This window comes from Streptomyces pseudovenezuelae, assembly GCF_001513955.1.
Taxonomy (GTDB): domain Bacteria; phylum Actinomycetota; class Actinomycetes; order Streptomycetales; family Streptomycetaceae; genus Streptomyces; species Streptomyces pseudovenezuelae.
Map to the genome: position 1 here is coordinate 316,457 of NZ_KQ948150.1, position 25,047 is coordinate 341,503.

Consider the following 25,047-nt stretch of genomic DNA (forward strand, 5'->3'; position numbering starts at 1 on the left):
CCTGCCGCTGATGTTCCTGGGGCCGGCCGCGTCGCGGACGCACGCGTTCCGGACGAAGCGGATTGGGCCGGAAGGACGACCGCCCGGTTTCGGCCGTGGACCCTGTCCCGGGGGCGTCGCAGCCCGTACGGCAGGTCAGTAGTACTGGACCAGGCAGAACTCGTGCGCCTCGGGATCCGTCATCACGACGACCACGCCCTCGTCGTACTCGTGCCGTTCGCCGGTGAACAGGCCGCCGAGCGCCAGAACCCGGGCGATGCCCTGGTCGATGTCGTCGACCGCGACATCGAGGTGCAGGCGTACCTTCGCACGCTTCGGTTCGGTCACCGGCTGGAAGGTGAGGCGGGGCTGTGGGTCGTCGGGGTGACCGAGATAGACCCAGCCGGGGCGGGACGGCATGGCCGGGCGATCCAGGAGCGCGCTCCAGAAAGCGGCCGTGCGTTCCACGTCGAGGCAGTCGATGGTCACTCCGACCCAGCGATTCGTCATGATCGTCAGTTCTCCTGTGTCGTCGGGCGGGATGCGGGAGGCCCGGGCTTCCTCGTCCCGGCAGCCGGCGAGGCCGCGGGCAGCAGCGCACCGTGAGCCGGGTGCAGGGCTCCCTGCCGAACGCGTTGCCGGGCGAGGTCCGTGGCCGCGTCGGAGGGCGTGATGCCCTGTGCACGGGCCGTGCGGAAGACCTGCCGGAGCGTCGCGGCGATGCCGGAGAGCCGCTCGGTCAGCTGCTCCTCGGACTCCCCACGCAGCTCGACACCGGTGGCGTGGATGACTCCTCCCGCACTGACGACCACGTCGGGTGCCCAGAGGATGCCGCGTGCGGCCAGGAGCCGGGCGGTGGCCGGTTCGTCGAGTTGGTTGTTGGCCGGGCCGGCGACCGCGGCGCACCGCAGCAGGGGCACCGTGCGCGCGGTCAGCAGGCCACCGAGCGCGGCCGGCACCAGGACGTCGACCTCCGTCACGAGAGCGTGGTCCGGATCCACCCAGGTGGCGCCCACCTCCTCGGCCAGACTGCGAGCGGCGGGGTCGACGTCCGTCACGACGAGCCGTGCGCCGGCCCGGGCCAGGAGCCGGGCCACTCGGGCGCCGACCGCACCGAGGCCGATCACCCCGAAGGTCCGGCCGGCGAGCCCCGGAGAGCCGAAGACCTCGTCGACCACCGCGCCCAGCGCCGCCAGGGTCCCGCGTGCGGTGTGGACGGAGGAATCGCCGCTGCCGCCGGCTTCCGCGGGCCGGCAGCAGACATGCGAGGTGCGTTCGCCGATCACGGACATGTCCGCCGGGCCACTGCCCACGTCCGGCCCCGCGATGTAGCGGCCGCCGAGCGAATCGATCGCGTCGCCGAGGTCGTGGAGCAGTGCCGTACGCTCCGCGCCGGAGGGCCGAGTCGTGCCGGGCAGGGCGACGACCGCCTTCGCGCCGCCGTGGTCCAGCCCGGCCAGCGCGTTCTTCTCGGTCATCGCCGCGGCCAGTCGCAGCGCGTCCGTGAGCGCGGCGGCGGGGTCGGGGTAGTGCGCGATCCGGCACCCGCCGGCGGCCGGGCCGAGCGCGGTCGAGTGGACCGCGATGGTGATCGCGAGGCCGCTGCGGCGACCGCGCGCGACCTGCACCAGCTCGTGCGAGGGGTCCGGGACGTAGGGAGCCAGTGCATCCATAAGTGCGGCTGTCATGGGCCGAAGCTAGCTGTTCCGACAAGAGTCGCGGTGATCGACCGAATGTAATTCGGCAGCGGCGTCATAATCGCGGCATGGACGAACTTGATTCGGCGATCGTCCGGCATCTGCAGCGCGATGCGCGGCAGACCAACCGTGACCTCGCCCGCGCCCTCGGTATCGCCCCGTCGACCTGCCTGGAACGCATTCGGGCACTGCGCGCCCGCGGAGTCATCACCGGCTATCACGCCGCCGTCGATCCGGCCGCCCTCAACCGCCATGTCCAGGCGCTCATCCACTTCCAGATCCGCCCCCTCAGCCGGGCGGTCATCGAGGCCTTCAAGACCTATGCGGCCGGTCTGCCCGAGGTCAGCACCGTCTACGTCGTCACCGGCGGGGACGACATGATCGTGCATGTCTCGGCGCCCAGCGTCGACCACCTCCACGGCTTCCTGATGGACAAGTTCACGGCACGCCGCGAAGTCGTCGGATTCCGCACCTCTGTGATCTACCAGCACACCCACAACCAGGTGCTCGAACCCCTCGCTCCGTGAACCGCGGGGCGCGGGCGGCTCGGTGCGACGGGAGGTGGACCGGGGCCCCACCGGATCGCGCCTCGACATCGCCTTCTCCATGCTGTCGCCACCCGCACTCCACCGGTAGGAGATACTGGGCAGCGGGATGCGGGCGACCAGGGGTGGCGGGGTGGGCGGTTCAGGGGAGGCAGACGCGTTGCCGGCATCGCCGGAGCCGTCCGCAAGCTCTCTGCGTGTGCTGCCGCTGGCGGACCGGCCGGGCTGGCAAGCGGCCGGAGAGGTCGGCCTGCTCACCCGCTCGGCCTGGGAACAGGCCCTGTGCCACCTTGCCCGGAGCGACGAAGAGACGTGTCACTTGGAACTGTCAGCGGTCACCTTCGTCGACGTCGCCGGCGTCTCCGCTCTGGCGATGACCGCCCAGGGCCTTCCGCACGGGCGACGCATCGTGATCGAGGAGCCGCCTGCCACCCTGCGGCGCGTCCTGGACCTGTTCTGGCCTGACCTGCTGACTGTCGAGGTGATGGGGCGATGACGGAGGCCGGCACCGAACCGTTCGTGCATCCCGCCCTGTTCTACCGGGGCGAGAAGGAGTACCTGCACGGCACGGTGTCCTTCGTCCGCGAGGGCCTGAAGGCCGGGGAGCCGGTGGCGGTGGCCGTGCCCGGGCCGAACCTCGCCCTCCTCAAGACGGCCCTGGGCGAGGACGCCGCCAAGGTGAGGTTCCTCGACATGACCGAGGCGGGGCGCAACCCCGGACGGATCATCCCGCGGGTGCTGCGCGCCTTCGCGGACACCCACCGCCAGGCGCGGGTGCGGATCATCGGTGAGCCGATCTGGGCCGGCCGCAGCACGCTGGAGTACCCGGCATGCGCCCAGCACGAGGCACTGATAAACCCGGCGTTCCAAGGCAGGGACGTCACCATCCTGTGCCCCTACGACGCCGACCGCCTCGATGAGCAGGCACTCACCGACGCGCACGCGACCCACCCCGTGATCATCTCCGGCGGCAGGGAGCGGCCCAGCACCGCCTACGCCCCCGAGCACGTGGTCGAACGCTACAACCAGCCCCTTGAGCCGCCGGCAGCCGCCGAGGAACTCGCCTTCCAGGCCGGCCAACTGCCCAGAGCCCGGAACTTCGCGGTCGAACAGGCCGCGCGGTACGGCCTTTCCGGTGTCCGTCTGGACGACGTGGCCCTGATCGTGGCCGAGCTGACCACCAACAGCGTGGTGCACGGCGGGGGTTCCGGCACCCTGCGCGTGTGGGCCGATGGCGACCAAGTGGTGTGCGAGGTGCGCGACCACGGGCACCTGGCCGATCCGCTCGCCGGACGTTGCCCACCCGCACGCGACAGGCCGGGCGGCCGGGGCCTGTTGCTCGTCCACACGCTGGCCGACCTCGTACGCGTCCACACCGGCCCCGCCGGCACGACCGTGCGCTGCTACGTCAGCCCTCACTGATCCGTGGCGTCCCGACGGCGAGGCGACGCAAGCCGTCGCGAGAGGCCACTCGGTCCTCGTTCGTCACTGTGACCCCGCCGCCACCACCGTCGCCGTGATCGGTCCGAGCTCGGCGACCAGCTCGTCGAGCTCGGCGGGGGACAGGGCGTCGTACGGCGCGGCGGCGAGTTCGTCGGTAAGGGCTTCGATGCGCTGCTTGGTGGCGCGGCCGGCGTCGGTGAAGCGGCCTTCGGCGTCGACGAGCCCGCGCTCGCGCAGGCCGTCCATGACCGCGGCCAGCCGCTTCTTCGGCAGGTGATGGATGCGCCCGAACGACTCCGGCGGGTGGATGCCCTGCTCCAGCGCGGAGAGCACATGGGCCTCCGCGCCACCGATGCGCGCGCCGACGAGAGCGGCGATGTGCCCGTCCCCGCGGTGCTCGCGCAGCATGGTCGCGGAATGCCACAGCCGGGCGACCGGGTCGCCCGGCACCGCAAGCGTGCGCATCCCGGCGTACATCACCCGGCCTTCCGTGGGTGCGTTCGTCGCGGCCTTGGTGGTCAGGTCGGCGGCGCGCACCAGACCCGGGGAGCCGGCCAGCTCCTCGCCGAGGATCCGCCGCAACGAGGCCGCGCTGCCCCGCTCCCGAGCCGCTACGGACGCCTCGGGCGGGATCGTCTCCCACGCGCTCGGAATGTGCCGCGCCGCCTCCCCGTCCGCGAAGTTGTAGAACGCCGCGTGCACGACCTGCGCCGGCACCCGCCCCAGGGGCGCGGCGCGGCTGGCGAAGTATCCGTCCCAGTACGTGCGGTGGCCGAGCGCGGCCAACTCCTCGTTGCACTCGTCGGCGAAGTACGTGACCAGGCAGATCGGCTCCAGGAGCTCGAACATGCGGCGAGCGGTGTGAGTCATGGCCTCCATCATGCCCGCGGTCACGCTCCGTGGAGTGGCACAACTCCGAGCCCCGTCGGGGGCACCGGCACCCCGCCGACCCGAGGGGCCGGCCGCACGCCACCTATCGTCGCCGTATCGAAAACCGCATACGGGCGGGCAACACCACGGTTCCTTGAATGACGGCATGTCCTACAGCGAATCAGCGCGACCAGCCGGCCAACCCCGGTGCCGTCCCCGGTGCGTCAACGCGCCGTCCGGGCAAGCCGATACGAGGGCGGCGGGCCGGTGAGTCGCACCACGTCCCACCGAGGTGCGGGGGCCGACGGGCGGGGGCCTGACCGTCGAGCCGATCAGCGCCGCCGAGCACTTGGCGTTCGTGCGGAGACAGCGGTCCGTCAGTTTCCTGCATACCCCGGCGTGGGCCCGCGTCAAGACCGAATGGCGCGGCGAGTCCCTCGGCTGGTACGACGGCGGGCAGTTGGTCGGTGCCGGGCTCGTCCTGCACCGCCCGGTGCCGAGGCTGGAGCGCTTCACGCTGGCCTATCTGCCAGAGGGCCCGGTCATCGACTGGACCGGCGAGATCGACGTGTGGCTGGACCCGCTGGCGGCCCGTCTCAGGGCACAGGGAGCCTTCGCCGTCCGGCTCGGTCCGCCACGTCATGGAGGACTGCGGGTTCGGCTCGTACGCCTGCGAATGGTGGCATTACACACTGAAAGGCGAACCGTACCCGGACACCTACTTCGATTTTCCCGTCACGTAGAACTCGCAGAGGCAGCGGGACCGGAGGAGGCGTCGTAGGATCTCCCGTCGGGGATTGGCCTGTCGGGGGGCGTACACATGGAAAAGCCGGACGACCGCATCGCATCCGTCCTGCGCTTCGCCGCGGAACTCGTCGCCTGGGTGGCCACCCCGTGGGCCCTGTCCACGTACTCGTGGCTGCTCGCCGTCCTGTCCGTGGTGGTGCTGATCGGTTTGCCGACCGTCTTCTCGACTCCGGGGGACAAGAGGCAGGTCATCATTCCTGTCTCGGGCACGGTCACGATTCTGCTCGTACTGCTCCAACTCGCCGCTGCCACGGTCTCCGCGTGGGTGGTGTGGCCCGTCTACGCGGCGGTTCTTGTGTCCCTCCTGGTGTCCGTCACCCTCCTGACGGAACGTCACCGGTGGCGGTGGCTGCTCTCCCGAGGCCGGTACACGGGCTGACAGCAGGCGTTGCGCGAAGGAGCAGGGTGATGGACGAAGAGGAGAGCCTGCGTCGGTACGGGCTGCATCCCTCGGGCGCGGACCTGGATGAAGTCCGGCGCCTGCTCTCCGAGCACACCCGACTTGAGCGACGTGCTCAAGGCGAGGGCGACACGGAACTGATGAAGCTGTGCTGCGTACAGCTGTTCAACGCCGGGAGCCTTGAGGACGTGCTCCTGATCTGGCGCGCCAAAGCGGCCAGCATGGACGCGGGCTGCTCGATCGACATCCAGTTGCTGTGCGGAAGCGGCCTGGCCCGGACCAAGACGCATCTGTCGAAGCATCATCTGCCCGAAGCCGCGGCAGCGCTCGAACGGCTGCACCGCTGCGAAGCCGCCGGGGACTTCGAGGACTTCTCCGTGGGTGCGTGGTCGGGCCAGTACGCCGCCTATTACAGGTGACGCAGCGCGGATTCCGGCTCCAGGGTGACGGCATCAAGCATCCGCTACCCCGCTGCGCGGTCCGCGAGGAGTTTCTGCATGTCTGTGAGTGCTGTGCGTACGAGCCCTGGCAGCTTCCGCTCAGCCGCGCTGTCCGTCGTGTCAGGCTCGGCGGCGATCCAGTGGGCGTAGGCGACCTTGAAGGCTGCGATACCCGCCTCGGCCGCCAGGCCGGCCGTCGGCGCCGGCGTGCCGCGTTCCCGCAGCGCGCCGACCATCGCCGAGGTGAGGGCATCCAGCTTCACCAGCTCGCGTTCGCGCAGTTCGGTACTGGAGGAGACGACCGCGTCCCGTCGCCTGACGCGCTCCGGGTCTTCCTGGAAGAAGGCTCCGAAGGACTCCAGCGCTGCCCCCACGGCGTCCATCGGTGACGCCGAGGCCGGTGCCTCCGCAATGGCGCGGGTGAGCATGTCCATCGCCGTCTCGGTTCCGTAGAACAGCACCTCGCGTTTGTCGGTGAAGTGCCGGAAGAAGGTCCGCTCGGTCAGCCCGGCCGCCTCGGCGATCTCGATGACCGTCGTCCTCTCGAAACCCTGCTCCGCATAGAGCGCCAGAGCCGCCTCTGCCAGCCGTCCCCGTGCGTTCGGCTCCCATCTACCCATGGCCAGATCCTACGTGATGACAGCTCCTGACATCACTCTGCTACGGTGATGACAGTTCCTGACATCACGGAGGTTTCCATGCGGGTATTCGTCACGGGCGCGTCCGGCTGGGTCGGCTCGGCCGTCGTTCCTGAACTCATAGGCGCCGGACACCAGGTCCTCGGCCTGGCCAGGTCGGACTCCGCGGCCGAGGTCGTCGCCGCCAGGGGAGCGGAGGTGCTCCGCGGCGGACTCGACGACCTCGGCAGCCTGCGCACCGGCGCAGCCCAGTGCGACGGGGTCGTCCACCTGGCATTCGGCCACGACTTCTCCCGGTTCGACGCCTCGGTGCAGGCCGACGCACGCGCCATAGAGGCCTTCGGCGCGGCGCTGGAAGGCTCCGGCAAGCCGCTCGTCATCGCCGCTGGTACGCCCGCCGTCCCGGGCGAGGTGGCGACCGAGCGCGACCGTCCCGAGCTCCGGCCCGGCGCTCCCACGACCGGTCGGGCCGTGAACGCCCAGGCGACACTCGACATGGCGTCGCGGGGCATCCGCTCGTCCGTCGTGGGACTGCCTCGGACCGTCCATGGCGAAGGAGACCAGGGCTTCGTCGCCTGGCTGATCGCCCACGCCCGCGAGAAGGGGGCGGTGGGCTACGTCGGCGACGGCTCGAACCGCTGGCCCGCAGTGCATGTGGCGGACGCGGGCCGGCTGTTCCGGCTCGCCGTGGAGCAGGCCCCGGCGGGCTCGATGCTGCACGCGGTCGGCGACGAGGGGGTGCCGATCCGCGACATCGCCGAGGTCATCGGTCGTCACCTCGGCCTGCCGACGGCCTCCCACCCGGCCGAGGACTTCGGCTTCCTGGGCCGGATCCTCTCCGTCGACCAGCCGGCCTCCGGTGCGCTGACCCGTGAACTGCTCGGCTGGCAGCCGGTCGGTCCCAGCCTCCTGGAGGACCTGGACAAGGGGCACTACTTCAGCCCCGACCCCCGATCCGACTGACCCGGCCGCGCGAAAGGGCCCCGGGACCCTTCGGACCCGGGGCACCGATCTGGCGGGAACTGCCCCTGGACTGCCTTGTTTCGGCTACGGCTCGTTCAGCGGCAGGGACTGGCGTCGCCTGTCACACGAAGGCGCTCCGGCCCGTGATGGACTTGCCCACGATGAGGGTGTTCATCTCACGGGTGCCCTCGAAGGAGTAGATCGCCTCCGCGTCGGCGAAGAACCGGGGGATGTCGTGGTCCAGGAGAATCCCGTTGCCGCCGAAGATCTCCCGGCTCCAGCCGACGACCTCCCTCATCCGCGAGGTGACGAACGCCTTGGCCAGGGAGGAGTGTTCGTCGCGGAAGACGCCGGCGTCCTGGAGGCGGGCGAGCTGCACGAGCATGCCCCAGCAGGCGGTGATGTTGCCGAGGCTCTTGACCAGCAGGTCCTGCACGAGCTGGAAACCGCCGATCGGGCGGCCGAACTGCTCGCGCTCGCGCGCGTAGTCCAGGGCCAGTTCGTAGGCGCCGGTCATGACGCCGAGCGCCTGCCAGGCCACCCCGGCGCGGGTCGCGCGAAGGATCTCGGCGACGTCCCGGAAGGAGTTGATGTTCCGGAGGCGGTCGGCTTCCGGGACGCGGACGTCGGCCAGGGTGATCTCGGCGTTCTCGACGATGCGGAAGGCCAGCTTGTTCTCGATCTTCACCGGGTCGAAGCCGGGCGTGCCCTTCTCGACGACGAAGCCCTTGACGTGGTTGTCGTCCTCGTCCCGCGCCCAGACCACGACGTGGTCGGCGAAGGTGGCGTTGCCGATCCACTTCTTGGCGCCGTTCAGGATCCAGGTGTCGCCCTCGCGCCGGGCGGTGGTGCGCATGCCGCCCGCGACGTCGGAGCCGCCGAGGGGCTCGGTCATCGCGAACGCGCCGATCTTGTCCATCGCGGCCATCGCCGGCAGCCAGCGGTCGCGCTGCTCCTGGTCGCCGCCGGAGTAAATGGAGTACATGGCCAGGCCGTTGTGGACGCCGAAGAAGGTGGACACCGAGGCGTCGGTGCGGGCCATCTCCATGGCCATCGTGCCGCTGAGCAGGTTGCTGACGGCGGGACGGTGTGCGCCGTAGCCCTCGTAGGGGAGGCCGGCGAGGCCGCTGTCGCGGAACAGGCCGATGAGCTCCGTCGGGAACTCACCCCTGGCCCAGTTCTCGTTGACCAGCGGCTTGACCTGGTCGCGCATGAGGTCACGGGCCTTGAGGAGGAGCTTGCGCTCGTCGTCCGGCAGCAACGACTCGTAGCCGTAGAAGTCGGCGGTCAGCTGGTTCTCGACCGGTTCCCTGGTGGTGGTCATCTCAGTTCTCCTCCTTGTCCGCGCTGTCCAGGGCTGCCAGGACAGCGAGTTGCCTGCGGTCGCGCGTCTCGGTGAGTTCCGAGTACGTGGCGGAGCCGTAGGCCTTCTCCACGGCTTCGATGAGCCGTTCCTGCTGGTCCTCGGTCTGCGACGGGGTGCCGGGTCCCGGCACCGTCTGCCGCATCGACCTGCCGATGTGCTCGACCAGGTGCCGGTAGCCGCCGGGACCGCCGCCCAGGTGCGCGCCGAGGAACGGCCCGACCGTGGCCCAGCGCAGCCCCAACGAGTTGGTCATGACCTTGTCGAGGTCCTCGGGGGTCACCACGCCCCGCTCGACGAGGTACGCCGCCTCGCGGCTCAGCGCGTTCTGGAGACGGTTGCCGACGAAGCCGGGGATCTCCTCGCGCTCGACGACCGGGGTGCGGCCGACCGAGGTGTAGAAGTCCACCGCGGCCCGCACGGCGTCCTCACCGGTGCGTTCGCCGGGGACGACCTCGACCAGCGGCACCAGGTGCGGCGGATTGAAGGGGTGGCCGATCAGGACACGGGCGGCGTCCCCGGCCGCCAGGTCGCTCGTGAACGCCGTCGACGGGATCGCGGACGAGGAGCTGAGCAGCAGCGCGTGGACAGGCGCCTGACGGGCCAGCGTGGCGAACAGGTCCTTCTTGAACTCGACGCGCTCCGGGCCGTTCTCCTGCACGACGTCCGCGTCCCGGACCGCCTCGGACACGTCCGCCGCGAGGTGCACCCGGTCGGCGAGGCCGGTCACCTCCAGGCCGCGGGCGGCCAGGTGCGGGGTGTACTGCTTCAACGCGTCGGCGACGGCCTCGGCGAGGTCCTCGCGCGGGTCGCTCACCCGGACGGTCAGGCCGTACGCGGCGAACAGGGCCGTCCAGGACAGTCCGATGGTTCCGGCGCCGAGGACGGCGGCCGTGCGGAAGGGGCGGGTCACGAGGAAGCGCCTCCCTTCAGGTAGTCGTGGACCGGCTCGACGCCGTCGAGCGTCAGGTCGGTGAGGATGTGGCTGGCCGAGACGACCTCCAGCACCGGCAGGTCGGCCAGTGGGGCGAGCACGTGCGCGAAGAGCTGGAGCCGGGCGGGGCCGGTCCAGGCACCCTTGACGGTGAGGTCGGTGATGCGGGTGCGGACGAGTTCCTGCACGCGGGGCGTGCCGTCGTAGCCGGGGATGGTCTTGAGCATGAACGTCGGCACGGCGATCTGCGCCGCCGCCTCGCGCCGGTCCAGCTCGTGGTGCTTGTAGCCCATGGTCGCGGTGGCGACCCGCAGTGCGCCGTGATCCAGCGTGCCGACGAGCGCGCCGCAGTCGACGGAGAGCGACGGGGAGCCGATGACCTTCGGGTAGGCCGAGACCTCGCGGCCCGAGGCGGTCGCCGGGAAGTTGTCGAGGTACATGGCGTGCAGGTACTCGCCCCGCTCGCCCTCGAAGGTGACGGGGATCGCCTGGCCGGCCTCGGTGTAGGGGCCGTAACCGCTGACGTCGCCCATCTTCATCACCTCGAACCGGACCAACGGCTCGTCGACGAGCAGCGGTTCGGGGACGACGGCCCGCAGTGCGTCGGCGTCGGTGCGGTAGACGACGTTGAGGTACTCGCGGTCGGTGAACCGGGGGATCGTCCGCGCGAAGGCGGGGCTGGTGAGCGGAGTGGTCGGGTGCCGTCGTACATCCTGTGCCTTCATGGCTCTCACCGTCCCGTCCAGCGCGGCGACCGGCGTTCGGCGAAGGCGGTCATGCCCTCGCGTACGTCGTCCGAGGCCATCAGGGTCCTCATCTCGCCGCGCTGGAAGGCGAAGGCCTCGGTGTCGGGGGTGCCGTCGGCGGCGCGGACGACACGCTTGACGGCCGCGAGTGCGAGCGGGGCGTTCTCCGCGAGCCGTTCGGCCAGCCGCAGTGCCTCGGGGACGGCCTGGCCCTGGGCGGTGACCCGGTTCGCCAGGCCCAGGTCGCCCGCGCGGCGGCCGTCGACGGGCTCGCCGGTCAGCAGCAGCTCCATGGCCAGGTGGTGCGGGACGCGCTTGGGCAGCCGGATCGCGCCGCCGCCCGCGGCGATCAGGCCCCGCCTGACCTCCGGCAGACCGAACCGGGCGTCCTCGGCGGCGACGATCAGGTCGCAGGCCAGGGCCAGTTCGAAGCCCCCGCCCATGGCGAAGCCCTCCACGGCGGCGATGAGGGGCTTGTCCGGCGCGGCCTCGGTGAGGCCGCCGAATCCGCGGCCCTCGATCTCGGGCGACTCGCCGCGCAGCGCGGCCTTGAGGTCCATGCCGGCGCTGAACGTGCCGCCCTCGCCGGTCAGGACGCCGGCCCGCAGTGCGGGGTCGGCCTCCAGTGCGTCGAGTGCGGCGGACAGTTCGCCGGCGACCGCGGCGTTCACGGCGTTGCGGGCCTCGGGGCGGTTCAGGGTGATCAGCAGGGTGGAGCCGATGCGCTCGGTCCGTACTGCGGGAGTTGTGGGGGTGCTCATCGTGGCTGTCCTCCTGTGACGGTCAGCGGGCGGCGGTGTCGAGTTCGGCGAGGACGTCCTCGGTGTCCTGGCCCGCGACCGGCGCCAGGCGGCGGATCGAGCCGGGGGTGGCGGAGAACCGCACCGGGATACCGATGGTGCGGACCGTGCCCTCGGTCGGGTGCTCGACGCTGTCCAGCAGATGGCCGTCGCGGACGTACGGGTCCTCGTGGGCGCGGTCCAGTTCAAGCACCGGAGCCATCGGGATGCTGTGCTTGGCGCACACCTCCGCCCACTCCTCGGTGGTCAGCGCCGGGGCACAGCGCTCCAGGAGCGCGGCCAGGTCCTCGTGGTCGGCGCTGTCGACGGCGTCCCCATTGACGCGCGGGTCCTCGGCGAGGTCCGGGCGTCCGGCGGCGGTGAGGAAGTCGCGGTAGTTCCGCGGGTTGTACGGCATGACGCAGGCCAGGCCGTCCTTGGTGCGCACCGCCTTGTGGCCCTTGAGCATCGACAGGGCGAAGCCGGTCGGGCCGGTCTCGGGGACGTGGGTGTGGCCCGCGAGATGCTCGACCAGGTTGAACGCGATCAGCGTGTCCGTCATCGGGATCTCGACTAGCTGGCCCTCGCCGGTGCGGCCCCGGTGCAGCAGGGCGGCGAGCACGCTGTAGGCGATGGTCAGCGAGGAGACCTTGTCGCCGATGATGGTCGGCAGGTAGACGGGCTCCCCCAGCGCGCGGTCGGCGATGTCGACCAGACCGGAGGCGGCTTGCACGGTCTCGTCGTAGGCGGCGTTGCCGGCCCGGTCGGAGTCGCTGCGGAAGCCCTGGGCGTGTGCGTAGACGAGGCCGGGGTTGCGGGCGGCGATGTCGTCGTAGGACAGGCCGAGCCGGTGCAGAGCGCCCGGACGCATGTTGGTGATGAGCACGTCCGCGGTGCCGATCAGCTGCAGCGCCCGCTCGCGGTCGGTGTCGTCCTTGAGGTTGAGGGAGACGCTGCGCTTGTTGCGGTTGACGTTGAGGTTCAGCGGGGTCATGCCCGGGGTGGTGCGGTAGTGGCCGACGCGGACGGTGTCGGCGGGCGACTCGATCTTGATGACGTCGGCGCCGAGGTCCCCGAGGATCTGGGCGGCGTACGGGCCCATCACCACGGTCGACAGGTCGATCACGCGGACGCCCTCCAGGGGGCCGGTGACGGTTTCTGCGAGGTCCGTCATGGCTTTCCTTCACTCCTTTTCGCGCTTTCCGTGTATCTGGAAACTAAGTTACAGCGAGAGATGTCGGAGGGAAAGCTCGGGGAATGACCGAATGAAGAAAGGCGGTATGACCGCAGTGGTCGTACCGCCTTTGGTGAAGCTTTTTCGGTGCTTATGAGTGGAGCGGTTCGGTGAACACCTCGCGGGCGGCTGCCACGACTTCCTCCAGGTCGCCGCCCTGTCCTCGATCCTTGCGCCAGATCAGGCCGGTCTCGAGGCGGGGATGGAAATCGGAGAAGGGGAGAACGATGACATTGTCCAGACGGTAATTGTGGACGGGGCTTCCGGGGTCCAGCATGGAAACGGAGAAGGCCAGTCCGCTGGACACTATCTCGGAAATTCCCTCGAAAGCGGCACTGTTGATTTCGATGCGTTTTCTGATGCCGAGTTCGGAGAGCTGCTGGTCGAGTCCGCGGAAGTAGGCGTTGGTCACGGCCGTCGGGGAGACGACATAGGCGAGTTCGGTCAGTTCCGTCAGGGCGACGGACTCGCGCCCGGCGAACCGGTCCCTGGGCACGACCGCGCCGAGCCGTTCCGACATCACCGGCAGCAGTTCCAGCGCGGGGTCCCCACCCGCCGGGAGGCGGGCCAGGGTCAGCGCGAGTCTGCCGTCGCGGACGGCGTCGACGAGACGGTCGGTGCCGCCCGGCCAGCGCTTGATCTCGAACCGGTCGCTGACCCGCTCGGCCAGGGCGTCCATCCGCTCCCGCAGATCCGGATGGACGCCACTGGGCACCCCCAGCAGCAGCGTGGCCCGGTGGGGCCGGGCCGTCTCGTCAAGGCGCCACCGGATGGAGTCGACCTGCTCCAGTACGCCCCGTGCGATGGGCAGCAGGGCACTGCCCGCCTGGGTGAGCGTCACGCGGTGGGTGTCGCGGTCGAACAGCCGGTGTCCGAGCTCGTTCTCGAGATCCTTGATCCGTCTGCTCAGTGGAGAGGCCGCCATGTGCAGCTTGCGGGCCGCCATGGAGAAGTTCAGTTCCTGGGCGACAGCGACGAAGTAACGCAGATGCAGGAGTTCCACGGTGCCCACCGTAAAGGGCCGTCCGGCGGGCGTGATCAAGGCCCAGGCGGACCCGCACGCAGGGTCAGAACCAGTGCAGACAGTGCGGGGAACGGTCGCCGCGGAAGAGGGCGTCGGCGAGGGCGGCCGCGTCCGGGCGGTGGGCCCTGATGTGTCCGGCCCGCACGAGCGTGCTCGGGGCGGTGCCCCCGAGGTAGACCGACCCCAGGTCGCACACGTCCAGGGACAGGTCGGGCTCCCGGTCCGTCGGGACGCAGTCGGCCTTGCCGTCCCGGACGGTCAGCAGATAGCGGTCGTGCTCGTCGAGGAAGGGGTCCTCGACGTCCAGGACGAGCTCGCCGTCGGTGAACCAGCCGCGCGCGGTCAGGGCGCGCGGGACGTCCAGCAGACGCACCCAGAGCCAGTCCATGTCGTCGCCCGCCTCACCGGCACGGAAGTCCGCGAGCTGCCAGCGCAACGGGTGCTGGGGCGGCATGTGCCGGAACACGACCCGAGAGGTCAGGTCGTGGCCGAGCACGAACCGGGCGAGGGCTGTGAAGACGGCGTCGTCGCATGTGATGGTCTCGTCGACGGTCAGGGTGTTGTCGGGTTCGCCGAGCGAGTAGCTGGCGTACCCGTCGGGGACACCGTCGGCGTCCCGGTGGACGGCGACGTAACGCGGCGCCGGCGAGATCGGGGGCTGTCCCGCGCGCGAGGACCACCAGCGGTGCGGCCGGGACAGCGCACCCGGCTGGGCGCGGCGGTACCGGTCGTACACGTCCTCCAGGATCTCGCCGCACTCGGCACGACGCAGCACCTCGACCGAGCCGCGGTCCGCGCCGGTGGCGGGCGCGCCGGCTGTTCCGCCTTCCCCGCGGAGGGCGGCCCGGTGGCGCTGCACCGTCAGCCGCTGCGTGTACGTCGCCGGTCCGTAACCGAACCTGCCGTAGATCGTGGCCTCGGAGGCCAGCAGCACGGAGAGGACCTCGCCGTGTGCCCGCAGGTCGGCGAGCTGGTGCCGCATCATCGCGCTGAGCACGCCCTGGCGCCGGTGCGAGGGCAGGACGCCGACAGCGGTCACCCCGGGGGCCGGGACCAGGGTCTCTCCGGGCAGCGTGAGCTCGAAGGCGTGCGTGGCGGCGGTGCCGACGGGCCGCCCGTCCGCTGTCAGGGCGAGCAGACAGCGGTCCGCCTCGAGCGCCGACCACCACAGCCCGCCGCCCTCGACCGGGGTCTCCGGGAAACGCCCGAACGCGGCATGGACGGTGTCGACGAAGACATCGAAATCCTCGTCGGTCGTGGAACGTATCTCCATCGGTGCCGCTGCCTCCTCGAAAGAACGGCGCCACGACGAGCGGCGCCTGGCCACAGTGCAGTGTCGAGTGGGTGGCCCGGTCAAACGAATTACGGTGGCGGTGGTGGGATTTGGGGCAGGGAAACTGCCGCAGCGGCCCGCAGCGCGCCTCGGTGCACGTGGTCCGAGCGGGGCACGGCTCCGGGAGGAGCTACCGCCCTCGCGCCTGCTCCTGGTTCGATCGGTGGGGTCGGTCGAGCCAGTCCGCATGCGGCCCCAGACGCGCGTCGACCGGTTCCTCCCCTCGCCGGAGCGCGTCGATGTAGGCGCGGTCGGCGGCGAGGCGAGCCGCCACCTCGGGGCCCTCGGCGACCGCGCCGTGCCCGGGAACCACGACGTCGACGCGTGCGGCGGCCTCGTCGAGCAGGTCCAGCGCCTTCGCGTACGCGGCCGGCTGATCGTCCTGGCGCACGTCGAGGAGCGGGATCAGTACGTCGGAGAGCATGTCGCCGACGAGCAGGACGCCACGGTCCGCGAGGAGGATCGAGGCATGGCCGACGGCGTGCGCCTGGTGCTCGATGATCTCGCCCGGCACGGGTCCGCCGTCCGCGGGCAGCGGGGTGAGGAGCCCGACCAGTTCGAGCGGGACACCTGACGCGCTCTGCGCCGCCATGGCCTGCGCCCGCTCCCGCGCTTCCGTGGCGACGCGGGTCGCGGCCGGGGTGGCGTAGCGCGGCACATCGCCGAACCGGCTGTGCCAGAGCAGGTGGTCCCAGTGCGGATGGGTGCAGAACCCGGCGACCACCGGGATGTCCAACTGGTCTACCGCGTCGGAGAGTTGGTCCAACTCGGAGCCGTTGATGCCGGGATCGACGATGATCAGTCCCTCGTCCCCGCGCACCACGACGGAATTGCTCCAGACCCACTCGCTCTGCCGGACCCAGACGCCGTCGGCCACCTGACGCAGCTTGCTCATGTCCACTCCCGTTGGTCGGTCACAGTACTGAGACCGCGATCGGTGGCCGAACTCATCGCTTGCGGACCGGTGAGCCGGGGGAAAGGGAGGGCCGCCGTCGGGATCGAGCAGGAATCCGGCCCCTGTACCGGATGACGAGGCGCAGGACCTGGCCGCGACCGGCCGTCACTGCGGCGGGTTGCCGTGCTTGCGATAGGGCAGGTCGGCGTGCTTCGTACGGAGCATCGCCAGGGTGCGGATGAGAGTGCCGCGGGTCTCGGCGGGGTCGATGACGTCGTCGACGAGGCCGCGCTCGGCGGCGTGGTAGGGATGCATCAGCTCGGCGGCGTACTCCTTGACGAGCGCCGCCCGCACGGCGTCCGGATCGTCGGCCTCGGCGATCTGCCGACGGAAGACGACGTCGGCCGCGGCCTCCGCGCCCATCACGGCGATCTCGTTGGTCGGCCAGGCATAGGTCACGTCGGAGCCGATGGACCGGGAGTCCATCACGATGTAGGCGCCGCCGTACGCCTTGCGCAGCACGACGCTGACGCGCGGCACGGTGGCGTTGCAGTAGGCGTACAGCAGTTTCGCGCCGTGCCGGACGATGCCGCCGTGCTCCTGGGCGACGCCCGGCAGGAACCCGGGGACGTCCACCAGGGTCACGAGCGGGATGTTGAACGCGTCGCAGGTCTGGACGAAGCGGGCCGCCTTCTCGCTCGCGAGGCTGTCCAACGCCCCGGCCAGACGCGCGGGTTGGTTGGCGACGACGCCGACGGCGTGGCCGTCCAGACGGGCCAGGCCCACGACGACGTTGGTGGCCCAGTGCTCGTGCACCTCCATGAACTCGCCGTCGTCGACGAGTTCCCCGATCACCGCTCGCATGTCGTAGGCGCGGTTGCCGTCGGCGGGGACCAGGTCCAGCAGGGCCGTGCCGTCCCGGTCGGGGCGGTCGGTGGGCCGGAACACCGGCGGCTGCTCCCGGTTGTTGGCCGGGAGCAGGGACAGCAGATAGCGCACCTCCTCCAGACAGGTCCGCTCGTCGTCGTAGGCGAAGTGGCACACGCCGCTCGTCTCGGCGTGGACGTCCGCGCCGCCGAGCCCTTCGTGGGTGACGTCCTCGCCGGTGACCGCCTTGACCACGTCCGGGCCCGTGACGAAGACCTGCGAGGTCGAGCGGACCATGAAGACGAAGTCCGTCAGGGCGGGGGAGTAGGCCGCGCCGCCCGCGCAGGGGCCGAGCATCACGCTGATCTGCGGGATGACACCAGAGGCCCGGGTGTTCCGGCGGAAGATGCCGCCGTAGCCGGCGAGCGCGGTGACGCCTTCCTGGATGCGGGCGCCGGCGCCGTCGTTGAGTGACACCAGCGGCGCTCCGGCGGCCAGGGCCATGTCCATGATCTGGTGGATCTTCCCCGCGTGCGCCTCGCCCAGGGCGCCACCGAAGACGCGGAAGTCGTGCGCGTAGACGAAGACGGTCCGGCCGTGCACGGTGCCCCAGCCGGTGAGGACGCCGTCGGTGTGCGGGCGCTTGTGCTCCAGGCCGAATCCGGACGCCCGGTGCCGCCGTAGCGGCTGCGTCTCGTGGAACGTCCCGTCGTCCAGCAGGAGTTCGATGCGCTCACGCGCCGTCAGCTTGCCCTTGGCCCGCTGGGCCGCGGTCGCTTTCTCGCTCGGCCCGCGCCGCACCTGCTCCCGCAGCGTGCGTAGTTCCACGGTCCTGGCGTGAGCGTCCTCGTGCACGTGTTCCCCCGTATGCCGATGTCTCCGGGCGCCCGGATGTGTTCCGGTCCGCCCCTGCCCATCCACTCCCCGAGATTATCCCATCGTCAAAGTATGCACATCGCTTGACTGAGAATGTAACGCTGTGCAAGCGTGAGGGGACAGCAGATCGCCATGCCATTGCGGAAGGACGCACATGTCGGACGACGGCCGCACGGACCCGGTTCTCGACTGCCCGGCCGAGGAGACGCCGGACGGTCAGGAACTCATCACCGCGGCGATGCGATGGCACTTCAGCCCGCGGACGGGCTCACCGTTCTGGCTGGAGCGCGCCGCGACACTCGACTTCGACCCGCTGACGGACGTGAAGAGCTTCGACGACCTGAGGCTCTTTCCCAACATCGTCAACGAGCTGCGGGACGTGCGCGTCGAGGAACTGATCCCGCGCGGTCTCGCGCCGGACGACCTCTACGGCGTCTACGAGAGCGGCGGCACCACCGGTGCGCCCAAGCGGGTCATCTGCACGACCGACTGGATGGACCGCTGGCTCGCCTTCAGCCAGCGCCACCTGGACGCCCGCGGCTGCCCCCGGGGCGTCAACTGGCTGGCCCTGATGCCCGACGGCCCGCACATCTTCGGAGCCGCCCTGCGGGAGGGCGCCAAGCGCAGCGGCGGCATCCTCTTCACCGTCGACATGGACCCGCGCTGGGTGAAGAAGTGCATCGCCGAGGGCCGCGGTGAGGACGCCGCCCGCTACGCCGACCATCTGGCCACCCAGGCCGGTTTCCTGCTGGAGACCCAGGACATCGGCGTCATGATCACGACTCCGCCCCTGCTGCAGCGGCTCGCGCAGGACGACCGCATGGTGGAGCTGATCAACGAGAAGGTGCGCTACATCCAGTGGGGCGGCGCGCACATGGACGCCGACACCCGGCACCTGTTCGGCACCGAGGTCTTCCCGGGCGTCCAGCTGCAGGGCGCCTACGGCAGCACCATGATCCTCGGCGGCTCCCTGGAGCGCATCGATCCGCCCGCCGAGGACGTGTGCGTCTTCGACCCCTTCGCGCCGTACATCTCCTTCTCCGTCATCGACCCCGCCACCGGCGAGACGGTCCCCTACGGCGAGCGCGGCCAGGTCGTGATGAACCACGTCAGCAAGGCCATGCTGCTGCCCAACAACCTCGAACGCGACACCGCCGTGCGCATGCGGCCGCCCGAGGGGCAGATGGGCGACTCGGTCGCCGACGTCAGCCCGGTGGCCACCTTCGACGACCAGGCCGTCATCGAAGGGGTCTACTGATGCCCCGACCGGCCGGCGTGGTCACGGAGCCGGTGTCCGAGGTCGCCGCCGCGCCCCCCGTCCACCTCGACGCGTTCGGTCCCAACGGCCCCTACCGCGCCCGCAACCGCATGACGGTGCCCGACGTGACGGGAGCACCGCTCGCCGAACTGAGCATCGTGCCGCCCCTGTTCGTGCAGCGCGGCATCGCCGCGCTGCGGTCGGCCGACCCGCTGCCGCCCGAGCAGCGGGCCGAGGCACTCGAACGCGCCGGCCGGCTGTTCGCCACCGCCACCGTCGGCGGGCTGGACCCCGACTCCTACCGGCACCTGGTCAGCCGCTGCTCCGGGCTGCCGATCTCCGTGGTCCGCGCCGCGACCGGGATCGTCGCGGAGGCGGCGCAACAGGCCTCGGCCACCGTCCTCCAGGCCCGGCCACAGGCCGCGGCCGGCCAGTGGCGGGACCCGTCGACCCGCGCCGGCGCCGCGGTGTGGACCCGGCGCGGGAACGTCTTCGCCGTGCACGCGGCCGGCAACCATCCCGGCGTGCACGCCCTGTGGCTGGAGGCACTCGCCCTCGGGTACCGCGTGATCGTACGGCCCTCGCGGCGCGAGCCGTTCACTCCGCACCGGCTGGTCGCCGCGCTCCGCGAGGCGGGCTTCGCCGACGACCACGTGGCGCTGACCGCCACGGACCACACCGTGGCCGACACCGTCATCGCCGGCGCGGACCTCTCGCTCGTCTACGGCGGTGACGACGTCGTGCGCAAGTACGGCGGTCACAACACCGTGCTGCCGCAGGGGCCCGGCAGGGCGAAGATACTGCTCACCGGCGCGGACTGGCGCACCCACCTGGACGTGATCGTCGACTCGGTGGCCGACGAGGGCGGCACCGCCTGCATCAACGCCACCGCCGTCCTCGTGGAGGGCGGAGCCGCCGAGGCGGCCGCCGTGGCCGACGCCCTCGCCGGCAGGCTGGCGGCCATCCCCAGCCTGCCTCCGCAGGACCCCGACGCCGTGCTGCCCGTCCAGCCGCTGGCCGCGGCCCGTGCCGTCGAGGCGTATCTGCTGCGCAGCGCCCGCGGCGCCACCGCGCACCTGGGCGGCGACGGCATCGTCGACGACCTGGGCGACGGCAGCGCCGTACTGCGCCCGGCGGTCTTCCGCCTGGACCGCGCCGACGCCCCGCAGACCGGCGTCGAACTGGGCTTCCCCTGCGTGTGGGTGGCGCCCTGGACCCGGGCCGACGGCATCGCACCCCTGCGCGAGAGCCTCGTGCTGACCGCGATCACCGACGACGAACAGCTCGTCGAGCGACTCGTCGACGAGCCGACCATCAGCAACGTGTACGTCGGCGACCACCCGACGTACTGGATGCGCCCCGGCCTGCCGCACGACCGCTACCTCGCCGAATTCCTCATGCGGACCAAGACCGTCCTGCGGGACTGACCCCGACGACAGCGCACAGCAAGGGGCGACCATGGCACTGAACCACGACTTCGTCGGGCGTACGCACGCGCCGGACGAGGTGTACGAAGTCAGCCGGGAGAAGATCCGCGACTACGCGGTCGCCACCGGCGACACCCATCCCGTCTACCTCGACCCCGAGGCCGCGCGGGCGCTCGGTCACCCGGACGTGATCGCGCCGCCCTCCTTCGCCGTCATGCTCTTCTTCCGCTTCGGCGGCTGGCCGCTGTACGACCCGGAGTTCGGCAAGCGCAAGGAACCGGTGTGCGTGCACCGGGCCCAACGGGTCGAGCACCAGCGGCCGATCAGGCCGGGCGACCGGCTCGTCCAGAGCACCACCGTCGACGACATGAGCGTCATGGGCGAGCACGAGCAGTGGGTGATGACCCATCGGATCAGCACCGTGGACGGCGAACACGTGTGCACCGTGGTCAACACGATCCTCTCCCGCGGCACGGCCGCCCTGCCCCGGCAGACCCCCACCGCGCCCGCACCCGCTCCCGAGCTCCAGACCCAGGAGGTGTGACGTGGCCGCCCGGATCGCCTACGCCGACGTCGAGGTCGGCACCGAGATGCCCGCCCGCGACATCACCGTGCAGCGGATCGACCTGCTCCGCTACTGCGGGGCCTGCTCGGACTACACCATGACGCACTGGAACGAGCGGGTCGCCAAGTCCGTGGGCCTGCCCGACGTCATCGCGCACGGCACCTACACCATCGCCGCCGCCGTACGCGTCCTCACCGACTGGGTCGGCGACCCCTCGGCCCTGGTCGAGTACAGCGTGCGCCGCTTCACCCGGCCGGTCGTCGTGCCCGACGACGACATCGGGGCGACCGTCCGGATCAGCGGAGCCGTCGAGCGGCTGCTGGACGGGAACCGGGCCCAGATCCGACTGCGCGCACGCTTCGAGGGACTGGAGGTGATGTCCGGGGCGCGAGCCGTCGTACGGCTTGCCTGACCGCGGACCGCCGGGCACCGGCCGGCAGCCGCACCCGCACGGCCGCCGACGCGGCGGCGGATCCGACAGGAGGAGCACACGCACATGACCAGCACGGAGATCACCGCGGAGCGGGAGAACGAGATCAAGGAGCTCGTGGCCGACATCCTCGAACTCGAACCCGAGGACATGACGCGCACCAGCCGGTTCAAGGAGGACCACGAGGCCGACTCCCTGCTCGCCATCGAGATCCTCGCCTCCCTGGAGAAGACCTACAAGATCACCATCGCCCAGCAGGAACTCGCCCGCATGGTGAACCTGGAGAGCGTGTACGAAGTGGTGGCCGAAGCCATAGCGGTCCGGCAGTAGGCGCCCCGGTGCTGTCGTCCATGACACCGCGAAGGGTCGTCGTCACCGGTCTCGGCGCGGTGACCAGCATCGGGATCGGCGCCGGAGAGTTCCTCGCCGGGCTGCGCGCCGGGCGCAGCGGCGCCGCCCCCATCACCTCCTTCGACGCGAGCGGGTTCGAGCACTCCCAGGGGTGCGAGATCACCGACTTCGACGCGGAGCGCTTCGTCACCCGGCTGCCGTCCGCCGAGTACGGCCGCGCCAGCCACTTCGCCGCCGCGGCGGCGCGCATGGCGGTGGAGGACGCGGCCCTGCCCGTCGAGGACCTGCGCGCGGCCCGCTCCCTGGTCTCCGTCGGCACCACCGACGGCGAGTCCCGCGACCTCGACCGGCTGGTGCAGCAGGAGGTGGAACTCGGGGCCGCACGCATGGACCCCGTGGTGGCCCGCCGGGTCCCGGCCGGCCGGCTGTCGGTGGCGGCGGCCCGGGAACTGGGGCTGGTCAACGTCGAGGCCGTGACCCTGCCGACCGCGTGCGCGGCCGGGAACTACGCCATCGGCTACGGCTACGACGCCGTCCGCAGCGGGGAGTTCGACTTCGCGCTGTCCGGTGGCGCGGACGCCGTGTGCCTGAAGACCTTCGCCGGCTTCTACCGGCTGGGCACCATCGCCCCTGAGCGCTGCCAGCCTTTCGACCTCGACCGCAAGGGCATCCTCACCGGCGAGGGCGCCGGAATGATGCTCCTGGAGAGCCTGGAGTCGGCGCTCGCCCGCGGCGCCCGCATCCACGCCGAGGTGCTGGGCTACGGACTGAACTGCGATGCCGACCACCCGGTCGCACCCAACGAGGACAGCTTCGCCCGCTGTGTACGGCTGGCCCACGAGAACGCGGGCGTCAGCGCCGACGACGTCGACCTGATCTCGGCGCACGGCACCGGCACCAAGGCCAACGACGTCAGCGAGGCCCGCGCGATCCGTCAGGTCTTCGGCGGCCGGCCGCCCCGCATGGTCTCCATCAAGTCGATGATCGGCCACACCATGGGCGCGGCCAGCGCCCTGGCCGCGATCGCCTGCACGCTGGCCCTGCGCGAGGGCTTCATCCCGCCCACCATCAACCATGTCCGGACCGACCCGGAGTGCGACATCGACTGCGTGCCCAACCAGGCCGTCGACGCCGATCTGCGCGTGGTGCAGAACAACGCGCTGGCCTTCGGCGGCAACAACGCCGTGCTGATCCTGGGCCGTCACGAGCCCGACGGCGTCGGCGGCGCGCAGGCGGCCGAGAGGGGAGCGGCATGAACGCCGTCACGACGCTCGGGGGTGGGCGATGAACACCTCGGGACCGGTCATCACGGCCTGGTCGGCGGTGTCCGCGTTCGGCATCGGACGGGAGACGTTCAGCGCCGGCGTCCGGTCGCGGCAGCCCGTCGTCACCGCCCTGGATCCCGAGCGCTGGCCCGCACCCGTCGACCGGGCGTGCCTGGTGCCCGGCGCGGACCCGCGCGAGTTGCTCGGCCGCAAGGGCACCCGGTCGATGGACCGGGTCACCGGCCTCGCCGTCGCCGCGGTGGGCCGGCTGCTCGACGACGGAGAAGGCGGACGCATCCCCGGGCTCGACGAGGACACCGGCCTCGTGCTCGGCACCTCGAACGGCAGCGTGAGCAGCATCATGGCCTTCACCCGCGACTCGCTGACCCAGGACCGCCCCTATCTGGTCGACCCCGCCCGCTTCCCCAACACCGTCATGAACTGCGCCGCCGGGCAATCGGCGATCCGGCACGGCCTCCGCGGGCCCAACGTGACCATCGCGGGAGGCCGCGCCTCCGCCCTGCTCGCCCTCAACCACGCCCAGCGGCTCCAGCGCTGCGGCCACGCCCGTTCCGTCGTGTGCGGCGCGGTCGAGGAGTTCTCCGCGGAACGCGCCTGGCTGGAGTGGCACGCCCGCCCCGAACAGGACCCCGGGGACGCCTCCCGGGCGGCACTGACCGGCGAGGGGTGCGCGGTCCTCCTGCTGGAGACGGGCACCGACCCGGCGGCCGGCCGGCCCGTCCTCGCCGAGGTGGCCGCCGTGGAGATCGCCCTGCCCGCCGACGAGAAGAACACCGGCCCGGTACTCGCCGACTGTCTGCGCCGCGCCCTGCACCGGGCCGGACTCAGCGCCGAGGACGTGTGGGCCCTCGCCCCGGCCGGCACCCCCGGACCGTACGGCGCCCAGGAAAGCACCGCGCTCGCCGAGGTGCTTGGCGCCCACGACCCGATCCGGCTGTCCTGCACCGACCTGCTCGGCGACACCAACGCCGCGTCCGCGGCCTTCCAGATCGCCACCCTCCTGGCGAGCGCCGAGGGCGACCCGGCGGCGGCCGGGCGCGCCGCACTGGTCACCACCGCCGACCCCGACGGCGTGGTCGGCTGCGCCGTGCTGCGCCTGGCCTGAACGACCGCGGACCGATACACCGCTCACGAGAGGAACCCTCCATGGACCACGACCGGCGGCCCGTCGCCCTGGTGACCGGCGGCTCCCGCGGCATCGGCCGTGCCGTAGTCCGCGAACTGGCCCGCGACGGACACGACGTGGCCTTCTGCTATCGCGCCCGCGGTGACGCGGCCCAGGAGGCCGCGAAGGAGGCCGAGGAACTCGGCGCCCGGGTCCTGGCCCGCCCCACGGACGTGACGGACGCGGACGACGTACGGGCCCTGGTCCACGACGTCGAGGAGCAGCTCGGGCCCGTCGACGTGCTCGTCACCTCCGCCGGCGTCACCCGCGACAACCCCCTGGTGACCATGAGCGAGGAGGACTGGAGGCAGGTGCTGCGGATCAACCTGGACGGCACCTTCACCGTCTGTCACGCGGTGATCATGGGGATGATGAAGCGCCGGCGCGGCGTCGTCCTCACCCTGTCCTCCGTCTCGGGCGTGTACGGCAACGCGCGCCAGACCAACTACTCCGCCTCCAAGGCCGGAATCATCGGATTCACCCGGGCCCTGGCCAAGGAGGTGGGCGGCTTCGGTATCCGGGCGAACGTCGTGGCCCCCGGGTACATCGACACCGACATGACGGCCGTGCTGCGCGAGCGCGAACACCAACGGGCCGTCGACAGCGTGCCGTTGGGCCGGTTCGGGACGGTGGAGGAGGTCGCAGGACTGGTCGCGTTCCTCGCCTCGGACCGGGCCTCCTACATCACCGGAGCCGTCGTACAGGTCGACGGCGGGATCACCATCTAGCGTA

General features: G+C 71.3%; 27 protein-coding genes and 2 pseudogenes. 16 read left to right on the forward strand and 13 right to left on the reverse strand.

Going from position 1 to position 25,047, the window contains the following annotated elements; translation table 11 throughout:
• Positions 1–135: 135 nt before the first annotated feature.
• Together AQI94_RS29460 and AQI94_RS29465 are read right to left on the reverse strand one after the other, a co-directional pair.
• A complete protein-coding gene (locus AQI94_RS29460; protein WP_031041551.1) occupies positions 136–489 on the reverse strand; it encodes a VOC family protein in 354 nt (117 codons plus the stop codon).
• 5 nt (positions 490–494) lie between these two features.
• Positions 495–1,667 (reverse strand): Glu/Leu/Phe/Val dehydrogenase family protein, encoded by a 1,173-nt coding sequence (locus AQI94_RS29465; protein ID WP_031041547.1) that lies wholly within the window; start codon positions 1,665–1,667, stop codon positions 495–497.
• A 77-nt stretch (positions 1,668–1,744) separates the two neighbouring features.
• On the opposite strand from AQI94_RS29465, the gene AQI94_RS29470 reads away from it, so the two are divergent.
• The 3 genes from AQI94_RS29470 (at position 1,745) to AQI94_RS29480 (ending at position 3,643) form a co-directional block, all read left to right on the forward strand.
• A complete protein-coding gene (locus AQI94_RS29470; protein ID WP_031041544.1) occupies positions 1,745–2,203 on the forward strand; it encodes an Lrp/AsnC family transcriptional regulator in 459 nt (152 codons plus the stop codon).
• Between the two features lie 217 nt (positions 2,204–2,420).
• On the forward strand, positions 2,421–2,717 hold the full coding sequence (locus AQI94_RS29475; protein WP_078902670.1) for an STAS domain-containing protein: 297 nt from the start codon (positions 2,421–2,423) through the stop codon (positions 2,715–2,717).
• On the forward strand, positions 2,714–3,643 hold the full coding sequence (locus AQI94_RS29480; RefSeq protein ID WP_031041538.1) for an anti-sigma factor RsbA family regulatory protein: 930 nt from the start codon (positions 2,714–2,716) through the stop codon (positions 3,641–3,643). The genes AQI94_RS29475 and AQI94_RS29480 overlap by 4 nt, the downstream gene beginning before the upstream one ends.
• Before the next feature lie 63 nt (positions 3,644–3,706).
• Here AQI94_RS29480 and AQI94_RS29485 read toward each other — a convergent pair whose 3' ends face one another.
• Positions 3,707–4,534 (reverse strand): SCO6745 family protein, encoded by an 828-nt coding sequence (locus tag AQI94_RS29485; protein WP_031041536.1) that lies wholly within the window; start codon positions 4,532–4,534, stop codon positions 3,707–3,709.
• A gap of 292 nt (positions 4,535–4,826) precedes the next feature.
• Here AQI94_RS29485 and AQI94_RS29490 point away from each other — a divergent pair.
• The 4 genes and pseudogenes from AQI94_RS29490 to AQI94_RS29500 all read left to right on the forward strand — a co-directional run.
• Positions 4,827–5,171: pseudogene (locus AQI94_RS29490) on the forward strand (peptidoglycan bridge formation glycyltransferase FemA/FemB family protein); the annotation flags it as partial.
• A gap of 1 nt (position 5,172) precedes the next feature.
• A pseudogene (locus AQI94_RS43225) lies at positions 5,173–5,277 on the forward strand (M15 family metallopeptidase); the annotation flags it as partial.
• Between the two features lie 77 nt (positions 5,278–5,354).
• On the forward strand, positions 5,355–5,720 hold the full coding sequence (locus tag AQI94_RS29495) for a hypothetical protein (RefSeq protein WP_031041530.1): 366 nt from the start codon (positions 5,355–5,357) through the stop codon (positions 5,718–5,720).
• A 29-nt stretch (positions 5,721–5,749) separates the two neighbouring features.
• The gene (locus AQI94_RS29500) at positions 5,750–6,160 is read left to right on the forward strand and encodes a hypothetical protein (protein ID WP_031041527.1); all 411 of its coding nucleotides are present in this window, start codon (positions 5,750–5,752) and stop codon (positions 6,158–6,160) included.
• 44 nt (positions 6,161–6,204) lie between these two features.
• Here the strand turns inward: AQI94_RS29500 and AQI94_RS29505 are convergent, their stop codons facing one another.
• Positions 6,205–6,801 (reverse strand): TetR/AcrR family transcriptional regulator, encoded by a 597-nt coding sequence (locus AQI94_RS29505; RefSeq protein WP_031041524.1) that lies wholly within the window; start codon positions 6,799–6,801, stop codon positions 6,205–6,207.
• Positions 6,802–6,879: 78 nt separating this feature from the next.
• Between AQI94_RS29505 and AQI94_RS29510 the strand changes: the two genes are divergently transcribed.
• Positions 6,880–7,782: an SDR family oxidoreductase gene (locus tag AQI94_RS29510; RefSeq protein WP_031041521.1), complete on the forward strand. Its 903-nt coding sequence runs from the start codon at positions 6,880–6,882 to the stop codon at positions 7,780–7,782.
• Between the two features lie 121 nt (positions 7,783–7,903).
• Here AQI94_RS29510 and AQI94_RS29515 read toward each other — a convergent pair whose 3' ends face one another.
• From AQI94_RS29515 to AQI94_RS29555, 9 genes are all read right to left on the reverse strand, one after another.
• Positions 7,904–9,106, reverse strand: a complete 1,203-nt coding sequence (locus AQI94_RS29515) for an acyl-CoA dehydrogenase family protein (protein ID WP_031041518.1) — start codon at positions 9,104–9,106, stop codon at positions 7,904–7,906.
• Between the two features lies 1 nt (position 9,107).
• Complete coding sequence (locus tag AQI94_RS29520) at positions 9,108–10,058, reverse strand: 3-hydroxyacyl-CoA dehydrogenase NAD-binding domain-containing protein (RefSeq protein ID WP_031041515.1); 951 nt, start codon at positions 10,056–10,058, stop codon at positions 9,108–9,110.
• Positions 10,055–10,804 (reverse strand): acetoacetate decarboxylase, encoded by a 750-nt coding sequence (locus AQI94_RS29525; protein ID WP_031041512.1) that lies wholly within the window; start codon positions 10,802–10,804, stop codon positions 10,055–10,057. The genes AQI94_RS29520 and AQI94_RS29525 overlap by 4 nt, the downstream gene beginning before the upstream one ends.
• Positions 10,805–10,809: 5 nt before the next feature.
• Positions 10,810–11,586 carry a crotonase/enoyl-CoA hydratase family protein gene (locus tag AQI94_RS29530; RefSeq protein WP_031041509.1) on the reverse strand — a complete coding sequence of 259 codons (777 nt, stop codon included), beginning with the start codon at positions 11,584–11,586 and terminating at the stop codon, positions 10,810–10,812.
• 22 nt (positions 11,587–11,608) lie between these two features.
• A complete protein-coding gene (locus tag AQI94_RS29535; protein ID WP_031041505.1) occupies positions 11,609–12,778 on the reverse strand; it encodes a CaiB/BaiF CoA transferase family protein in 1,170 nt (389 codons plus the stop codon).
• 151 nt (positions 12,779–12,929) lie between these two features.
• Positions 12,930–13,841: a LysR family transcriptional regulator gene (locus AQI94_RS29540; RefSeq protein ID WP_031041503.1), complete on the reverse strand. Its 912-nt coding sequence runs from the start codon at positions 13,839–13,841 to the stop codon at positions 12,930–12,932.
• A gap of 64 nt (positions 13,842–13,905) precedes the next feature.
• The gene (locus AQI94_RS29545) at positions 13,906–15,135 is read right to left on the reverse strand and encodes a GNAT family N-acetyltransferase (protein ID WP_031041500.1); all 1,230 of its coding nucleotides are present in this window, start codon (positions 15,133–15,135) and stop codon (positions 13,906–13,908) included.
• A gap of 190 nt (positions 15,136–15,325) precedes the next feature.
• The gene (locus tag AQI94_RS29550; RefSeq protein ID WP_031041497.1) at positions 15,326–16,090 is read right to left on the reverse strand and encodes an MBL fold metallo-hydrolase; all 765 of its coding nucleotides are present in this window, start codon (positions 16,088–16,090) and stop codon (positions 15,326–15,328) included.
• A gap of 165 nt (positions 16,091–16,255) precedes the next feature.
• Entirely contained in the window at positions 16,256–17,812 is a 1,557-nt protein-coding gene (locus tag AQI94_RS29555; RefSeq protein WP_031041494.1) for an acyl-CoA carboxylase subunit beta, read from the reverse strand.
• Positions 17,813–17,987: 175 nt separating this feature from the next.
• Between AQI94_RS29555 and AQI94_RS29560 the strand changes: the two genes are divergently transcribed.
• The 8 genes from AQI94_RS29560 (at position 17,988) to fabG (ending at position 25,043) form a co-directional block, all read left to right on the forward strand.
• Positions 17,988–19,091 carry an AMP-binding protein gene (locus AQI94_RS29560; protein WP_031041491.1) on the forward strand — a complete coding sequence of 368 codons (1,104 nt, stop codon included), beginning with the start codon at positions 17,988–17,990 and terminating at the stop codon, positions 19,089–19,091.
• Complete coding sequence (locus AQI94_RS29565; RefSeq protein WP_062230025.1) at positions 19,091–20,518, forward strand: aldehyde dehydrogenase family protein; 1,428 nt, start codon at positions 19,091–19,093, stop codon at positions 20,516–20,518. The genes AQI94_RS29560 and AQI94_RS29565 overlap by 1 nt, the downstream gene beginning before the upstream one ends.
• Positions 20,519–20,549: 31 nt before the next feature.
• On the forward strand, positions 20,550–21,062 hold the full coding sequence (locus AQI94_RS29570) for an FAS1-like dehydratase domain-containing protein (RefSeq protein ID WP_063760177.1): 513 nt from the start codon (positions 20,550–20,552) through the stop codon (positions 21,060–21,062).
• A gap of 1 nt (position 21,063) precedes the next feature.
• Positions 21,064–21,495, forward strand: a complete 432-nt coding sequence (locus AQI94_RS29575; RefSeq protein WP_031051628.1) for a MaoC/PaaZ C-terminal domain-containing protein — start codon at positions 21,064–21,066, stop codon at positions 21,493–21,495.
• 84 nt (positions 21,496–21,579) lie between these two features.
• A complete protein-coding gene (locus AQI94_RS29580; protein WP_031051630.1) occupies positions 21,580–21,843 on the forward strand; it encodes an acyl carrier protein in 264 nt (87 codons plus the stop codon).
• A gap of 20 nt (positions 21,844–21,863) precedes the next feature.
• The gene (locus tag AQI94_RS29585; RefSeq protein ID WP_051832508.1) at positions 21,864–23,120 is read left to right on the forward strand and encodes a beta-ketoacyl-[acyl-carrier-protein] synthase family protein; all 1,257 of its coding nucleotides are present in this window, start codon (positions 21,864–21,866) and stop codon (positions 23,118–23,120) included.
• A 28-nt stretch (positions 23,121–23,148) separates the two neighbouring features.
• Complete coding sequence (locus AQI94_RS29590; RefSeq protein WP_031051634.1) at positions 23,149–24,255, forward strand: beta-ketoacyl synthase N-terminal-like domain-containing protein; 1,107 nt, start codon at positions 23,149–23,151, stop codon at positions 24,253–24,255.
• A 41-nt stretch (positions 24,256–24,296) separates the two neighbouring features.
• Positions 24,297–25,043 carry a 3-oxoacyl-[acyl-carrier-protein] reductase gene (fabG, locus tag AQI94_RS29595; RefSeq protein WP_031051636.1) on the forward strand — a complete coding sequence of 249 codons (747 nt, stop codon included), beginning with the start codon at positions 24,297–24,299 and terminating at the stop codon, positions 25,041–25,043.
• Positions 25,044–25,047 lie beyond the last annotated feature (4 nt).

What these genes read in the sequence shown, in the direction of transcription:
- AQI94_RS29500 (WP_031041527.1), top strand. Translation starts at nt 5,750, where the DNA reads ATGGACGAAGAGGAGAGCCTGCGTCGGTACGGGCTGCATCCCTCGGGC.
- AQI94_RS29570 (WP_063760177.1), top strand. Translation starts at nt 20,550, where the DNA reads ATGGCACTGAACCACGACTTCGTCGGGCGTACGCACGCGCCGGACGAG.
- AQI94_RS29460 (WP_031041551.1), bottom strand. Translation starts at nt 489, where the DNA reads ATGACGAATCGCTGGGTCGGAGTGACCATCGACTGCCTCGACGTGGAA.
- AQI94_RS29550 (WP_031041497.1), bottom strand. Translation starts at nt 16,090, where the DNA reads ATGAGCAAGCTGCGTCAGGTGGCCGACGGCGTCTGGGTCCGGCAGAGC.
- AQI94_RS29565 (WP_062230025.1), top strand. Translation starts at nt 19,091, where the DNA reads ATGCCCCGACCGGCCGGCGTGGTCACGGAGCCGGTGTCCGAGGTCGCC.
- AQI94_RS29545 (WP_031041500.1), bottom strand. Translation starts at nt 15,135, where the DNA reads ATGGAGATACGTTCCACGACCGACGAGGATTTCGATGTCTTCGTCGAC.
- AQI94_RS29495 (WP_031041530.1), top strand. Translation starts at nt 5,355, where the DNA reads ATGGAAAAGCCGGACGACCGCATCGCATCCGTCCTGCGCTTCGCCGCG.
- AQI94_RS29590 (WP_031051634.1), top strand. Translation starts at nt 23,149, where the DNA reads ATGAACACCTCGGGACCGGTCATCACGGCCTGGTCGGCGGTGTCCGCG.
- AQI94_RS29530 (WP_031041509.1), bottom strand. Translation starts at nt 11,586, where the DNA reads ATGAGCACCCCCACAACTCCCGCAGTACGGACCGAGCGCATCGGCTCC.
- AQI94_RS29585 (WP_051832508.1), top strand. Translation starts at nt 21,864, where the DNA reads ATGACACCGCGAAGGGTCGTCGTCACCGGTCTCGGCGCGGTGACCAGC.
- fabG (WP_031051636.1), top strand. Translation starts at nt 24,297, where the DNA reads ATGGACCACGACCGGCGGCCCGTCGCCCTGGTGACCGGCGGCTCCCGC.
- AQI94_RS29560 (WP_031041491.1), top strand. Translation starts at nt 17,988, where the DNA reads ATGTCGGACGACGGCCGCACGGACCCGGTTCTCGACTGCCCGGCCGAG.
- AQI94_RS29510 (WP_031041521.1), top strand. Translation starts at nt 6,880, where the DNA reads ATGCGGGTATTCGTCACGGGCGCGTCCGGCTGGGTCGGCTCGGCCGTC.
- AQI94_RS29485 (WP_031041536.1), bottom strand. Translation starts at nt 4,534, where the DNA reads ATGACTCACACCGCTCGCCGCATGTTCGAGCTCCTGGAGCCGATCTGC.
- AQI94_RS29525 (WP_031041512.1), bottom strand. Translation starts at nt 10,804, where the DNA reads ATGAAGGCACAGGATGTACGACGGCACCCGACCACTCCGCTCACCAGC.
- AQI94_RS29535 (WP_031041505.1), bottom strand. Translation starts at nt 12,778, where the DNA reads ATGACGGACCTCGCAGAAACCGTCACCGGCCCCCTGGAGGGCGTCCGC.
- AQI94_RS29480 (WP_031041538.1), top strand. Translation starts at nt 2,714, where the DNA reads ATGACGGAGGCCGGCACCGAACCGTTCGTGCATCCCGCCCTGTTCTAC.
- AQI94_RS29505 (WP_031041524.1), bottom strand. Translation starts at nt 6,801, where the DNA reads ATGGGTAGATGGGAGCCGAACGCACGGGGACGGCTGGCAGAGGCGGCT.
- AQI94_RS29580 (WP_031051630.1), top strand. Translation starts at nt 21,580, where the DNA reads ATGACCAGCACGGAGATCACCGCGGAGCGGGAGAACGAGATCAAGGAG.
- AQI94_RS29470 (WP_031041544.1), top strand. Translation starts at nt 1,745, where the DNA reads ATGGACGAACTTGATTCGGCGATCGTCCGGCATCTGCAGCGCGATGCG.
- AQI94_RS29465 (WP_031041547.1), bottom strand. Translation starts at nt 1,667, where the DNA reads ATGACAGCCGCACTTATGGATGCACTGGCTCCCTACGTCCCGGACCCC.
- AQI94_RS29515 (WP_031041518.1), bottom strand. Translation starts at nt 9,106, where the DNA reads ATGACCACCACCAGGGAACCGGTCGAGAACCAGCTGACCGCCGACTTC.